Source organism: Macrococcoides goetzii, assembly GCF_002742385.2.
In the GTDB taxonomy this organism is placed as follows: domain Bacteria; phylum Bacillota; class Bacilli; order Staphylococcales; family Staphylococcaceae; genus Macrococcoides; species Macrococcoides goetzii.
In genome coordinates, this window is sequence record NZ_MJBI02000004.1 from 24,038 (window position 1) to 37,625 (window position 13,588).

A 13,588-nucleotide genomic window follows, 5' to 3' on the forward strand; every position below is an offset into this window, starting at 1 on the left:
GAGGTGGAAATATGTCGAAAGATAAAAAAAGCACCTCTAAATTTCTGACTCAGGCCGCTAAAGGTCCTGAGTCTAATAATTTAGAGGCTGAAGACAAAAATAAATTGTCTAATGAAGATGAATATTTTGTAAATAGTCAACGCTTTAAATCAAAACAAGCAAAAAAAGAAAATGAAACGTTATATGTTTCTAAAATTAATAAGCCTGCTAAGTATAAACATGATGGCAATTTCTTTAACAAATTATTATTTAGAATTGGTAAAGATGATGCTGCTGGTTTATCAGCACAACTTGCTTATTATTTCTTACTGTCTTTATTCCCAATGTTAATCTTCTTACTAACATTAATACCGTTATTTAATGTATCTCCTGATACTATCACTAATATGATTGCAAAGAACGCACCAGGAGAAACTTCAAAGATGATTACAGAAGTTGTTACCGATGTCATGAAAAATGCAAACGGAGGTTTACTATCATTCGGTTTAATCGCTGCACTTTGGTCAGCATCTAACGGAATGACTGCGTTAATGAATGCTTTCAATGTATCATACGAAGTTGAAGATGCGCGTAATCCAATCGTTGCTAAACTATTAAGTGTATTATTTACTGTAGTTATGGTTGTTGTATTTGGTGTTGCGCTTGCATTACCAGTATTCGGTGAACAAATCGGTAACTATTTATTCGGTCAGTTCGGTTTAGAATCGCAATTTAAATGGGTTTTCTCTTTAATTAAAGTGGTACTTCCATTAATCATTACATTTATCGTGTTTGTAACACTTTATGCAATTGCACCAAATGTAAAATTAATGTTTAAATCTGTAATTCCAGGTGCATTATTTGCGACAATTGCATGGATTGGCGCAAGTTTCTTATTCGGTTATTATGTAAGTAACTTTGGTAACTACTCTAAAACATACGGTAGTATCGGAGGGGTTATCGTCTTAATGTTATGGTTATATTTAACTGGGTTTATCATTATTATCGGATCTCAAATTAATGCTATAATACATGAGAAGAAACTATCATCTCAGCAATAATAGTGAAAGAGGGATTACATTGACTTTATTATCCAGTATGCTTGAATTCAACAAAAATTTTGTAGAGAACAAAGATTATGAGCAGTATGCGACTTCTAAAGTCCCTGCTATGAAAGCAGTATTATTAACGTGTATGGATACAAGATTACAGGAGTTATCTACTAAAGCACTTGGCTTAAAAAATGGTGATGTTAAGACTGTTAAAAATGCCGGTGCTACAATTACTCATCCTTATGGATCTACAATGCGTAGCTTACTTGTCGGTATATATGCATTAGGTGCTGAAGAAATCATTATTATGGGTCATAAGGATTGTGGTATGGGCTCCCTTGACGTTGAAAAAGTAAAATCAACGATGAAAGACCGCGGTATCAAACAAGAAGTGATGGATATAATCATTCATTCTGGTATTGATGTCGATCACTTCCTTGGTGGATTTAACGATGTTTATGAAAACGTCCAAGAAAACGTTAAACTCGTATACAACCACCCACTATTCGATCGCTCAGTACCTGTGCACGGCCTCGTAATCGAACCGCATACAGGTGAAGTAGAATTACTTGTTAATGGATATGATCATGTAGAAAAATAACCTTTTAAAAAGAGTGAAATGCTAATTACAGCATTTCACTCTTCTTTTATTCAATTAAATCATGCTGAAATGCATAGATGACTGCCTGTGTTCTATCCTGTACTTCTAATTTACTCAAAATATTACTCACATGAGTCTTAACTGTTTTAATTGTAATATGGCTTGCATCAGCGATTTCCTGATTAGAATAACCTTTTGCAATGAGTAAAAGAATCTCTTTTTCACGTTCAGTAAGCATTTCATGCAGTTCAGCTTTTTGATTCAGACGATATCTCATCTTCGCCATTACTTCTTTTTCAAATACGGATTCACCAGCATAAGTTTTATATATCGCATCACGAATTTCTTCAGCGCTGCTCGTCTTCAATATGTAACTATCAACACCGGCATCGAGTGCACGATAAACCTCTTTGTCTTCTATAAAACTTGTCAACATAATCACTTTTACTTTAGGCATCCTGGCTTTAATTTGCATTGTTGCTTCAATGCCATCCATTTCATCCATAACCATGTCCATTAATACAATATCCGGAGACAGCGTTAAGGTCTTTTCTATCCCTTCTTTGCCGTTACTTGCTTCTCCGATAATTTCAATATGCTCCTGCATTGATAAATAACTTGAAATACCGATTCTAACCATTTCATGGTCATCTACAAATAATATGCGCATGTTATTCCTCCTTGATTGGGACTTTTACTTCTATTCGCGTGCCTGACTGTGGTGCTGAAATAACGTGACAAGTACCACCAATCTCTAAGGCTCTTTCTTTCATCGTATGTAAACCGTATCTTGTATCGTCTATTTGATTAATATCAAAACCTCGACCATCATCTGTCACTCTCAATATAACACGGTTACCTGTTCTAAATAATTCAATCGTAATATGCTCTGCCTTGGCATGTCGTAACGTATTGGAAATGGATTCCTGAGCAATTCGAAAAAGATGATCCTCTACACCTTTTTCAAGTTTAATCTCTTCAATATCCGCATTGATATTTAATGGTATCTTTTGTTTCAATTCTTTAATAAGCTGAATTAATCCTTGTTCTAACGTTTTGTTTTTCAATCCGACTGGTCTTAAATGTAATAGCAACGCTCTCATTTCTAATTGTGATTCATGAAGCATTTTCTCTAATAGATTAAGTTGTTTGCGTACCTGTTCAGCATGATTTACTGATTTTAAAGCGGATAGCATCATGCTTGCAGCAAAAAGCTGCTGACTTACAGAGTCATGTAATTCTCTTGCAAGTCGCTGACGCTCTTCTTCAACAATTTGCTTTACCGTCTCTTCGTTTAATGTATGAACATCATTGATCACAAGCTGATTTTGACGTTTAACTTCTTCGATGATTATACTTACATGTTCTAAAGTTTTCATGATTTCAATAACTTCTAAATCTTGATTTAAATTATCCAGTGTAATCTTCTCACCGTCACCAAGACGCGATATCATTTCCTGAATATCTGTATACTGTTCATTCTGACGATATGCAAGTATCGAACCCATAATAATACAGGCAAGTATTACGATCACATTTAAAAAAAGTATAGCCGGAACACCAACGATTTGTGTGTAAAACATACCTTGAAAGTAGATGATATTAACAAAAATACGGTCAAGCACGAAAAATATTACTGCAAGACTATAAGTAAGTATCAATAAAGAACCAATCATTCTCGTATAGTTATTCATCGGTACTGCACCTCTAAATCTCCGACGATTGATGATACAAAAAGCTTGATTACTACTTTATTAGGATATGCATCTGATTCGTAGGTCAAACGTTCATTTCGTGCCTTCTTAGTATACGCATCCTGAATATTAAGTTGGCCGTACATCGTTGTATAATCCACTTTAACCTGGTAGTGATAAGGTACAGTAATTGTCGTTTTACCAATCATATTGCGTACAACTACAATATTGGTCTCTTTAAGATTTGCTGCCTGACTTAAATCAATATTTAAATCCCCAATCGCGTGCTGCAGATTAATGTCTTCAAATTTATACACTTTGTCTGGCGTTGATTGAAAGCTAAACAAAGATTGTTTATTGATGATCATCTTATTATTTTCTGTCTGGATGACTTTCATCGGCTGACGTTTATAGATAATATATCTGATTGCAACGATAATAATGAAGCTAAACAAGACGATTAAAGTATATGGATTAGATAATAAGCCAAACATCAACATGATTAGTCCAATCCACAAAATGATAAGCCCGCGCAGATTTTCTTTCATGTTCTGGCTTAAGTAAATCAATGCAATTGCTGCAACAATAACAAGTAGCATCCCAATTTTCACAAAGAATATATAATACAGGTTCGATAACAATATCAATGTAAAAAAGATGATTAATAACTCTGAACTAACAATTTGTTTCACATATACACTTCCTCTTTATTTTACATTGGATAATAATAATATTTCATATTGTATATTTCTTTTTTCTTCTTCTAAGTTTAACAGTAATGATTCAATTTCATCAATATCATTATCAATCGTATTGATTTTATTGATTAATGGTTGACGATTGTTCTTTAAATGTTCTGTCGGTTTAATTTCATGTGTTTCAAGCGCAGTTTGTAATTGTTCTTTTTCAGATGTTAACTGCATCATTTCATTTTGTTTTATATTTTTCAATCCATTAATATCGGCTAATCGTTTATAGGCAGATGCCGTTCTAAAGTACATAAAGTTCTGAACGCAGGCTTTGACAGTATTGTTTAAGTAATGTTTTATCTTTTGCATATTCATACCCCATTCGTTCCGTAGTATCATCATTATAAAAAAAATTCCACAAACATATAAGCGTCTGTGGAATGATTATTAACTACAACTAAAGTAGTAGGATTAATCTTCTAATTTTGTAAGTAGTAATGGACCATCTTTTGTGACTACTAGTGTATGCTCGATTTGTGCGACAAAACTTCTATCTTTCGTCTCAAATGCCCACTCATCTTTACCATCAGAAACAATGGTTGCTTTAGAAGAGATGAATGGTTCAACAGCTAATACCATACCTTCTTTTAACAAAGTTTTGTCCATTGGATCATAGTAATTCATAATATGCTTTGGTTCTTCGTGTAAACTTTTGCCGATACCATGTCCTGTTAGGTTTTTGATAACCGTTAAGCCATTTTTACGTGCTGTCGCATTGACTGCTCGTCCGATATTACTGAGTTTCGCACCAGGTTTAATCTTTGTCATCGCTTCATTAAATGCCATTTCAGCACAATCCACTACTTTTTGTTTCATAGGGTCATTTACTTCACCTACAACAAATGAAATACCTGTATCTGCATAATATCCGTCTTTACAAGCTGAAACATCGACATTTACTAAATCTCCATCATTGATAACACGTGGTCCTGGAATACCATGTGCTACCTCTTCGTTTACACTAATACATGTGTATCCTGGAAAGTCATATTCAGTGATTGGCGCTGATTGAGCACCATGCTTTTCAAAAAGCTCTTTTGCAATATTATCAAGTTGTTTCGTTGTCATACCAGGTTTCGCTTGATGCTTCAGTTCGTCGCGTATAATTGCTACGATACGTCCAATTTCTTTAAGTCCTTGTAAATCTTTTTCTGATGTTACGATCATTGTTATCTCTTCTTTCACTTAAATTTATGCATATGATATGCGCAAATATCGATTAATTTCATACGTAGGTATTGATTAATTTGTTTAATAAACATATCATATATTCGTCACTGTTTATTATAACAAAGATTATGCAGTATACTACTTTTAAAAATTGGAATGATGAAATGAAAATAAAATGGACGAAAAAATTAATCGGTGCCCGCACGATTAAAACCGGGCTTGCAACTTTTTTAACTGCAGTAATATGCCAGTTTTTTAATTTACCACCGATATTTGCAGTAATTACCTCAATCGTATCGATAGAACCAACAGCGCGAGCTTCTTTGAAGAAAGCATTTGTAAGGTTTCCCGCTTCGATTTTAGGTGCGTTTATCGCTGTAATGAGTACATACTTTTTAGGAGATAGTGCTTTAAGTTATAGTATTGCAGCAACCTTGACTTTGTTTGTTTGCTATAAACTAAAGTTATATGATGGTATGCTTGTTGCCAGTCTTACTGCAGTTGCTATGGTTCCTAATATTCATCAGGATTTTGCGTTTAACTTCTTTTCAAGGCTAGCAACGACAACAATCGGTTTAACGACAGCTACCGTCGTCAATTTCTTTGTATTACCACCAAAGTATCATACGCAGATCGCGAGTCTTATGGATATTTTAGAATCAAAGTTAATGTCGATGCTTGTAAGGCGTTCGACTGAAATCAATGCTAATCTTGCTGATTTAAGCGGCACATTGCCAATGATGGAGCAAACAAATAAATTAATCGCAAAGATTGATACTTTACTGGCATACGAAAAAGAGGAATTGCATTTTCATAAAAATTTAGAAATTGAGTACGAATTGACTAAGTTACGTCATCGATTGGATGTTAACCGTCTCATTCAGTTACATATTAACCATATGATACTCATTCCAAATGGGACGACCTTTGAAATGACAATAGAAGAAAAGGAAGCACTCAATGAACTTATGAAAGCATTTGAATCATTCGGTAAAGATCGCACTTACCATCCAGACAAATCATCGCTGAGTTTACTTAAAAATAGCGTGAAGCATTTAACTGAATTTGATGATAATCAAATGAAAAGTCATTACATTTATGAACTGCTGATGATCAATAGATTACTTGCTGATCATCCAAATAAAAAGAAACAAGTCTAATTACGACTTGTTTCTTTTTGTTTGTTTATCTATTTAATTCTTTCAAACAATACGTTATTTTCCAGATGTACATGTTGGAACGTATCACGTTCAAGCATTGCTAAACGTTGGTATACAACTCTAAATGTACCACAAGCATCCATCGGTGGTGTAAAGTCGGACGTCATTTCACGCATGCGTTTTAAAATATTACCTGCACCGTCATGTTCTGTTTCAAGTTCAGCAATATGAGGTGCAAGTTTAGTCTTTAAATCATCTGTCGGATTGTTTGTATATTCGATGACAAGTGGAAATACATTGTCATCTTCATCTTTAGTGTGATCTAATAATTCATCACGTAGCTTCAGTGTGAGTTCTTTTAGTTCTATGAGATGTGGATGACGTTCACCATGCACTTTTGCTACTTTCGTTACATAAGGCATTAAGTTCTTAAATTCTTCTGCAAGTGGTTTATGATATTTATTTTGAATGTAATTGATAAGCGCTGCATTATCTAAATACTGTACATCAAGTGTTCCATCACTACCATTATCTAAAGCGTTAATTTCTTCTAACAATGCATCAAGTGGCTTACTTTTTTCGTTGATAGCCTCTGATAACGGGATATTACCTCCACAGCAGAAATCGATACGGTTACTTCTAAAAATATCTGCTGATTTAGGCGATTGTTTTACGATATCTGAAACAAGCATTTCTTTAGTGATCATGTTTTTTTTCCTCCGATTAATTTTAAATTTTTTTATTGATTCATTTTTTATAATCATTTTTACTTTTTTTAATTAACTGCTTTCAACTTTCTTTGATGCTGTATCCAGGCTTTAGGCTGGTATACACAGAAAGGTTCTGATTCCATTAAATCTCCTGTTACGGCGTACGCACGACTTCTTGAACCCCCACATACATATCTGAATTCACACATGCCACATTTACCTTTGAATAGATCAGGGTTACGTAAGTTTTGTAATATTGGAGAGTTTACGTATATATCACTGAGTGGTTTTTGTCGAATGTTTCCACATGAAACAGGAAGCAGGCCACTCGGATAAACGTGTCCTAAATGTGATACAAATACAAAGCCATTTCCATCATTGACACCTTTAGGGGCACGACCTAATCCATCAATTGTATTGATATCCATCGTTGTTAAACTGTCTTCATATTTAATTGCATCAAACGTCCCTGCCTTTTTCATCTCACGAATCTGTTCCTGAAGCACGACGCGTCGATAATGTTGTGCAGAAGTTGTCTTAATGCCAAATGAAGCTGTCTTACGTAATTTATTTAAGAAACGAAATACTTCTTCATGTTGTGCTGGTGTGACCATATCACTTTCTTTTCCTCGACCCGTAGGAACTAAGAAAAATACTGACCAAAGTACACAACCTAAATCTTCAACCATCTGAGCCATCTCTTCTAAATAATCAATATTATAGCGACTAATCACCGTATTAATTTGTAATGGCATCTTTAATTCTTTTAAATATTGAATTGCGTTCATTGTTAAATCAAAGCTACCTTCTGTACCTCGGAAATGATCGTGGATTTGTTTATTCGGTCCATCTATACTGAATGCCCAACGAGATAAACCGACATCTTTTGCACGCTGCATATTTTCTTTTGTGACATTTGGTGTGGCACTCGGTGTCATAGAAACGCGAACACCTTTTTCAACTGCATAAGCTGACAATTCGAAAATATCTTCTCTCATCAAAGGATCGCCACCGGTAAATACAAGCATTGGTCCGTTCATCTGTGCAATATCATCAATCAATGCTTTACCCTCATCCGTCGTTAGCTCATATGGATTGCGATTAATTTGTGCTTCAGCTCTACAATGCAGGCAATGTAGTTCACAAGCACGTGTTACTTCCCAGATGACGATAAATGGTTTCTCGTTATAATCTATCAAACAAATCCCTCCCCGAAACTTATAAGTCGATTATACACCTAAAAGATATATTTAAAATATATCTTTTAAAGAGTTTGATAATTTGTCACAAGATTTTTGGGCAGTTCGCTCTCTGAATCGGCCCAAATCAATAAAAACGGGGCGGTTCCACAATAGAATCGCCCCATAACAATTTCATATTTTATTTCTTGTCTTCCATTAATCGCTTTACAATAACTTGTTTAGCCGCTTCTTCCACACTATTATCGAGACGCACTTCAGGAAATGCCATACCGATACGCTCACATGCTTGTTTCAATAAATAATCTGTAATCTCATGGTTTTTAGGTAAGATCGGACCATGTAAATACGTTCCTAATAAATTCTTGTAATGAATACCTTCTTTTTTATCCGTGTCGTTATTACCATAACCACTGACAACATTCCCTAAAGTATTGTAATCATGATATGTTCTGCCACCATGATTTTCAAATCCAACGATTTGACCGAATGTTTCAGATTCAATCACGATATTTCCTGTTAAACGATCTTTCTTAGATTCAGTATAAAAATCTAAAATATGCAGTCCTTTTAATTCCTGGCCATCTGGCGTAATATATTTTTCACCTAAAAATTGATAACCACCACAAATCGTTAGTGCTGGCATACCGTCTTCAATTGCTGCTTTAAAATCATCTTTAACACGGAACAGATCATCAGTTGCAATCTTTTGTTCACGGTCACTCCCTCCACCGATAAACAATATATCCGCATCGCTAATCTTAATGCCTTGTGTTGTATTAATATCTGTAACGTTTACTTCCAGTCCGCGCCATTTGGCACGTTGTTTCAAAGCAATAATATTTCCGATATCACCATATAAATTCAACTTATCCGGCATAAAGTGAAATACTTCGATAGCTCTATTCATTTCCTTTACCTCCTTCAAAGAATTGATTTAATGCCTGATGCATCGGTTCTAAAGATGTATAGTTTGGAATACATACTGGGTACTCAGGTCGTTTTAGTATTGTATGCGTCGCTTCCTTTATATTTTGATTCACATGAATTTCAGCATCAATTTCAGCATACTTCAATCGCAATGCAATCTCTTCAGCTCTATTTCCTGTACACATAATATAAGGTATATTTTGACGTGCTAACTTTTCAAAATCAGCATCCCAAATCCACGAAATGTCTCGTCCATCTGCACCATTATCATTTAATGCGATTAAATATGATTTTGCACCTTCAATTTTTTCCCCGACAGATAGACTCGCATTCAATCCAGCTGGATTCTTCGCTAAATTGATAATGGCTTGTTTGTTTCCTTTTTCGAAGTTTTGCATACGCCCATTATCGCTTGTGTACGTTAAAAATCCTTTTTCAATCGATTTGTCATTTAATCCGAGTTCTCGTAAAACTGCGTAAGCTGCAATAATATTGAAGACGTTAAAGTCGCCTGCAATCTTCATATTGAAAGTATGTCCGTTAATCGTCGGGTTCAAGAATGGTGTCTCAGTTAATGCTTCAACTTCATATTTTGGTGTATTTCGACTAAAACCACACGTACAAGAATAATGTCCAATCTGATTATAATGAATCCAATCATAATGCAGCATTTTACCGCAATTTGGACAGTATTTACTTTCAATCATTGAACTTTCTTCAAAGTTATGAATATGATCTTTCATACCATAATATGTCACTTTGTTACTCGCAATCTTTAAGCGTGAAACAAACGGATCATCTGCATTTAAGATGAGTTCTATCCCTCGTCCTTTTATATTTTCAGCGATTCTATCGACTAATATATCTATTTCGCCAAAGCGGTCCATCTGATCACGGAAGAAATTCGTAAACACCATCTTTGTTGGGGTCATTTCTTTTAATACACGCGGAATAGAGCCTTCATCGATCTCAATAATCGCAAGTTTTGTATCTTTTGAAGATTGTACGATGAAGCTTGATGTAATACCGGCAGCCATATTAGCACCTTCTGTATTATGAATAATGCTAATATTATTTTGTTTCAATGTGTGCCCGATTAAATTACTTGTCGTCGTCTTCCCGTTTGTTCCTGAAATAAAGACCACTTCATCAACTTCGGCACTTAGTTTCTTTAATATTTGCGGATCAATTTTACGCGCAATCTGACCTGGCAAATCTGTACCGCGTTTACCAGCCATGATGCTTAATCGTCGTGCAGCTTTCGCTAAATTTTTAGCAGCAAATTTTTTCATAGTAACCTCCTAATTTCAACAATTTATTATATCACTTCATAAATAATTAGTATAAATATTTGTCGCGAATAAATATAAAGACTATAAAACCTTCCCCTCCATACCATGGATATTATTATCTAATCTTTTTACATTATATTATAATGAATTTATCTTAAAATTGGAGGGAATATCTATGTTATCAACAGAATTGACTGCCGCATTAAATAAACAGATGAACGAGGAATTCGCAGCAGCACATGCATACATGGCAATGGCTGCATATTGTGCTAAAGAAAGTTATGACGGGTTTGCTAACTTTTATGAACAGCAAGCTGCTGAGGAAAGATTCCATGGTACAAAAATCTATAATTATTTAAATGACCGCGATCAACATGCCAAGTTCTCAGAAATCCCTGCACCAAATACAGAATTTTCAAGTGTTTTAGATACCTTTGAAGCAGGACTTGCACAAGAACAACAAGTGACTGCAAACTTTTACAATTTAGCGGAACTTGCTAAGAATGATAAGGAATTCTCAACGATCTCGTTCTTAAACTGGTTCTTAGACGAACAGGTTGAGGAAGAAGCGATGTTTAAAAAACATATCGATTACATCAGACGTATTAAAGACGATGCAAATGCATTATATTTATATGAGAAAGAACTAGGTAAACGTAACTTTAGTGAAGAAGAATAATCAGTCGTTCTCTACACCTCTTATGAGGTGTTTTTATTTTGTCAAAAGCAGGGTAATCCCCTACTTGTATTATATAAAATGGCATGATAAGCTAGTCGTAAATGATAATCAATATCAATCAATTAAAGAAGGTGTCATAATGATTCATGTCGCAAATGCTACACTCGGCACAACATATAAAATAAAATCGATGTTATTTGACAATGCGATGGTGATGCATCGATTACATGCATTAGGTTTCACGGAAGGTAGTGAAATTAAAGTGCGACAAAAAAGTTTATTTAAAGGTCCCTGCACTTTAGATATCAATGGTCAACATGTTTGTATCCGCAATTGTGATGCTTGTAAAATCATGCTGGAGCAAGTTCATGAATAGTAGAGCATTTTGTATACTAGGTAATCCAAATGTAGGGAAAACTTCACTGTTTAATGCACTGACAGGCAGTTATGAGTATGTCGGTAACTGGAGCGGCGTCACTGTTGAGAAAAAGATGGGTACTTTAAAGAATAAGACAGGTAATCTTATTGATTTACCAGGCATCTATGATTTGTTACCTCTTTCTAAAGATGAAACAGTGGTAACAAATTTTTTATTAAATGAACATTTTGAAGGTATGATTAATATAATCGATGCCGCACAACTGAAACGTAATCTACTGTTAACTGTACAGCTTATGGAATACGGTGCACCGATGATGATTGGATTAAATATGGTCGATGTTGCAACAAAACGTGGTATCCATATTAACATTGATTTATTAATGAGAAAGTTGAAGACACCGATTATTCCAGTTGTGGCACGAACAGGCAGAGGTTCAACAGATGTGTTACATGCACTGGATGATACATTATCGGCTAACCGTCCGCTTAAAATAACGTATGATGCACCGATTGAATCAACAATAGCGGAAATTATTCAAATATTACCTGATAATTTATCACTTGAACGAAAACATTATCGTTTCCTTGCTGTTCAATTTATATTGGGTAATCCGGTTGTTGAATCTTATTTAGATCAAGATACGCTTAAACAAATGATACCACTCAGAAGCCAATTGGAAAATGAACTCACTACAAGTGTTAAGTCACGTATCCATCACGCACGTATACAGTTCATTGAGCAAGTACTAACTGATGTTGTCACATATCCTGATGAAGATAAGCAATTTCTTACAGAACGTCTAGATCGCATTGTCACACATCGTATATTTGGTATACCGATATTTTTATTATTAATGTGGCTGATCTTTCAGACGACGTTTACGTGGATCGGTACCCCACTTTCAGACCAACTTGATAGCTTCTTTGCAGGCCCTTTAACGGACACCGTGAAAAATGTTATGCAATCACTTGGCGTTATGCCCTTCCTGCAAGACTTAGTGACGGATGGTATTATTGCTGGGGTTGGTGGTGTATTAGTATTTGTACCACAAATCCTTGTATTATTCTTCTTTATTTCTTTGCTTGAAGACTCAGGATATATGGCGCGTATCGCTGTCATTATGGACCGTGTAATGGAGATGTTTGGATTAAACGGTAAATCATTTATTCCAATGATTATTGGTTTCGGCTGTAATGTTCCTGGAATTATGGCCGCTAGAAGCATCGAAGAAGAAAAAGAACGACTCACAACGATACTTATTGCACCGTTTATGTCATGTTCTGCAAGATTACCAGTATACGCATTATTTGCCGGTGTATTCTTCAAAGAACATCAGGCTCTTGTAGTACTCAGCCTTTATTTAATCGGTATCATCGTAGCGTTAATGGTAAGCTTTATTTTATCGAAGACAGTGCTCAAAAACGATACTTCCATCTTTATTGTAGAGTTGCCACCTTATCGTCTTCCTTCACTTAAAACACTGTGGAGAAGTACATGGGAAAAAGGAAAAGGCTTCGTTAAGAAAGCTGGTACATTTATCTTTGGTGGGTCTGTACTTATCTGGCTACTCAATTATGCAGGACCAGGAGGATTAAATGTAGATGTTGATGACAGTTTCCTAGCGATGATTGGAGGATTTATTGCACCACTGTTAATTCCACTTGGATTCAGTTCATGGCAGGCAGGCGCAACACTTATTCCGGGATTTCTAGCAAAAGAAGTTATCGTAAGTGCGATGGCCATTATCTATGCAGTAAAAGACGATGCGCTTGTGTCTATGATTCACGCACAGTTTACACCGCTTACTGCGTATGCATTTATGCTTTTTATATTACTTTATATACCATGTCTATCAACAGTTGCTGCAATTCGTAAAGAAACGTCATCATGGAAATGGACTTTTATAGCGATGCTATATCCTATCGCGACTGCGTATTTATTAACGATGGCTGTATATCAAATCGGCAGATTATTTCTTTAGGAGGAAAACT

15 protein-coding genes are annotated in these 13,588 nt (G+C 35.2%); 6 read left to right on the forward strand and 9 right to left on the reverse strand.

The window, feature by feature from the left end; genetic code table 11:
• Positions 1 to 11: 11 nt before the first annotated feature.
• Both BFS35_RS09635 and BFS35_RS09640 read left to right on the forward strand, forming a co-directional pair.
• Positions 12 to 1,040, forward strand: coding sequence for a YihY/virulence factor BrkB family protein (locus BFS35_RS09635; RefSeq protein ID WP_099581090.1), 1,029 nt, complete (start codon positions 12 to 14; stop codon positions 1,038 to 1,040).
• Positions 1,041 to 1,059: 19 nt separating this feature from the next.
• Positions 1,060 to 1,632 (forward strand): beta-class carbonic anhydrase, encoded by a 573-nt coding sequence (locus tag BFS35_RS09640; RefSeq protein WP_099581088.1) that lies wholly within the window; start codon positions 1,060 to 1,062, stop codon positions 1,630 to 1,632.
• 46 nt (positions 1,633 to 1,678) lie between these two features.
• Here the strand turns inward: BFS35_RS09640 and BFS35_RS09645 are convergent, their stop codons facing one another.
• The 5 genes from BFS35_RS09645 to map form a co-directional block, all read right to left on the reverse strand.
• Positions 1,679 to 2,302 carry a response regulator transcription factor gene (locus BFS35_RS09645; protein WP_099581086.1) on the reverse strand — a complete coding sequence of 208 codons (624 nt, stop codon included), beginning with the start codon at positions 2,300 to 2,302 and terminating at the stop codon, positions 1,679 to 1,681.
• Position 2,303: 1 nt separating this feature from the next.
• Positions 2,304 to 3,326, reverse strand: coding sequence for a sensor histidine kinase (locus BFS35_RS09650; RefSeq protein ID WP_099581084.1), 1,023 nt, complete (start codon positions 3,324 to 3,326; stop codon positions 2,304 to 2,306).
• Positions 3,323 to 4,018 (reverse strand): cell wall-active antibiotics response protein LiaF, encoded by a 696-nt coding sequence (gene liaF / locus BFS35_RS09655; RefSeq protein ID WP_099581082.1) that lies wholly within the window; start codon positions 4,016 to 4,018, stop codon positions 3,323 to 3,325. The genes BFS35_RS09650 and liaF overlap by 4 nt, the downstream gene beginning before the upstream one ends.
• 15 nt (positions 4,019 to 4,033) lie before the next feature.
• Entirely contained in the window at positions 4,034 to 4,384 is a 351-nt protein-coding gene (locus BFS35_RS09660) for a hypothetical protein (RefSeq protein ID WP_099581080.1), read from the reverse strand.
• 102 nt (positions 4,385 to 4,486) lie between these two features.
• Entirely contained in the window at positions 4,487 to 5,242 is a 756-nt protein-coding gene (map, locus tag BFS35_RS09665) for a type I methionyl aminopeptidase (RefSeq protein ID WP_117946012.1), read from the reverse strand.
• Between the two features lie 167 nt (positions 5,243 to 5,409).
• Here map and BFS35_RS09670 point away from each other — a divergent pair, with 167 nt between their 5' ends.
• Positions 5,410 to 6,405, forward strand: coding sequence for an FUSC family protein (locus tag BFS35_RS09670; protein ID WP_099581078.1), 996 nt, complete (start codon positions 5,410 to 5,412; stop codon positions 6,403 to 6,405).
• Positions 6,406 to 6,434: 29 nt separating this feature from the next.
• Here BFS35_RS09670 and scdA read toward each other — a convergent pair whose 3' ends face one another.
• From scdA to murT, 4 genes are all read right to left on the reverse strand, one after another.
• Complete coding sequence (scdA, locus tag BFS35_RS09675; protein WP_099581076.1) at positions 6,435 to 7,112, reverse strand: iron-sulfur cluster repair di-iron protein ScdA; 678 nt, start codon at positions 7,110 to 7,112, stop codon at positions 6,435 to 6,437.
• Positions 7,113 to 7,180: 68 nt separating this feature from the next.
• Entirely contained in the window at positions 7,181 to 8,320 is a 1,140-nt protein-coding gene (locus BFS35_RS09680) for a TIGR04053 family radical SAM/SPASM domain-containing protein (protein ID WP_099581074.1), read from the reverse strand.
• Between the two features lie 175 nt (positions 8,321 to 8,495).
• Positions 8,496 to 9,224, reverse strand: coding sequence for a lipid II isoglutaminyl synthase subunit GatD (gene gatD, locus BFS35_RS09685; protein ID WP_099581072.1), 729 nt, complete (start codon positions 9,222 to 9,224; stop codon positions 8,496 to 8,498).
• Positions 9,217 to 10,536, reverse strand: a complete 1,320-nt coding sequence (gene murT / locus BFS35_RS09690) for a lipid II isoglutaminyl synthase subunit MurT (RefSeq protein WP_099581070.1) — start codon at positions 10,534 to 10,536, stop codon at positions 9,217 to 9,219. Before murT ends, gatD begins: the two co-directional genes overlap by 8 nt.
• Before the next feature lie 175 nt (positions 10,537 to 10,711).
• Here murT and BFS35_RS09695 point away from each other — a divergent pair, with 175 nt between their 5' ends.
• The 3 genes from BFS35_RS09695 (at position 10,712) to feoB (ending at position 13,578) form a co-directional block, all read left to right on the forward strand.
• Positions 10,712 to 11,215, forward strand: a complete 504-nt coding sequence (locus BFS35_RS09695) for a ferritin (RefSeq protein ID WP_099581068.1) — start codon at positions 10,712 to 10,714, stop codon at positions 11,213 to 11,215.
• A gap of 64 nt (positions 11,216 to 11,279) precedes the next feature.
• A complete protein-coding gene (locus tag BFS35_RS09700) occupies positions 11,280 to 11,591 on the forward strand; it encodes a FeoA family protein (RefSeq protein ID WP_313017682.1) in 312 nt (103 codons plus the stop codon).
• Positions 11,584 to 13,578 carry a ferrous iron transport protein B gene (gene feoB / locus BFS35_RS09705; protein ID WP_099581066.1) on the forward strand — a complete coding sequence of 665 codons (1,995 nt, stop codon included), beginning with the start codon at positions 11,584 to 11,586 and terminating at the stop codon, positions 13,576 to 13,578. The genes BFS35_RS09700 and feoB overlap by 8 nt, the downstream gene beginning before the upstream one ends.
• The last annotated feature ends 10 nt before the right edge of the window (positions 13,579 to 13,588 follow it).

Coding starts and splice junctions, on each gene's coding strand:
- map (WP_117946012.1), bottom strand. CDS start 5,242: ATGATCGTAACATCAGAAAAAGATTTACAAGGACTTAAAGAAATTGGA.
- BFS35_RS09670 (WP_099581078.1), top strand. CDS start 5,410: ATGAAAATAAAATGGACGAAAAAATTAATCGGTGCCCGCACGATTAAA.
- BFS35_RS09645 (WP_099581086.1), bottom strand. CDS start 2,302: ATGCGCATATTATTTGTAGATGACCATGAAATGGTTAGAATCGGTATT.
- scdA (WP_099581076.1), bottom strand. CDS start 7,112: ATGATCACTAAAGAAATGCTTGTTTCAGATATCGTAAAACAATCGCCT.
- gatD (WP_099581072.1), bottom strand. CDS start 9,224: ATGAATAGAGCTATCGAAGTATTTCACTTTATGCCGGATAAGTTGAAT.
- BFS35_RS09650 (WP_099581084.1), bottom strand. CDS start 3,326: ATGAATAACTATACGAGAATGATTGGTTCTTTATTGATACTTACTTAT.
- BFS35_RS09660 (WP_099581080.1), bottom strand. CDS start 4,384: ATGCAAAAGATAAAACATTACTTAAACAATACTGTCAAAGCCTGCGTT.
- murT (WP_099581070.1), bottom strand. CDS start 10,536: ATGAAAAAATTTGCTGCTAAAAATTTAGCGAAAGCTGCACGACGATTA.
- BFS35_RS09635 (WP_099581090.1), top strand. CDS start 12: ATGTCGAAAGATAAAAAAAGCACCTCTAAATTTCTGACTCAGGCCGCT.
- feoB (WP_099581066.1), top strand. CDS start 11,584: ATGAATAGTAGAGCATTTTGTATACTAGGTAATCCAAATGTAGGGAAA.
- BFS35_RS09695 (WP_099581068.1), top strand. CDS start 10,712: ATGTTATCAACAGAATTGACTGCCGCATTAAATAAACAGATGAACGAG.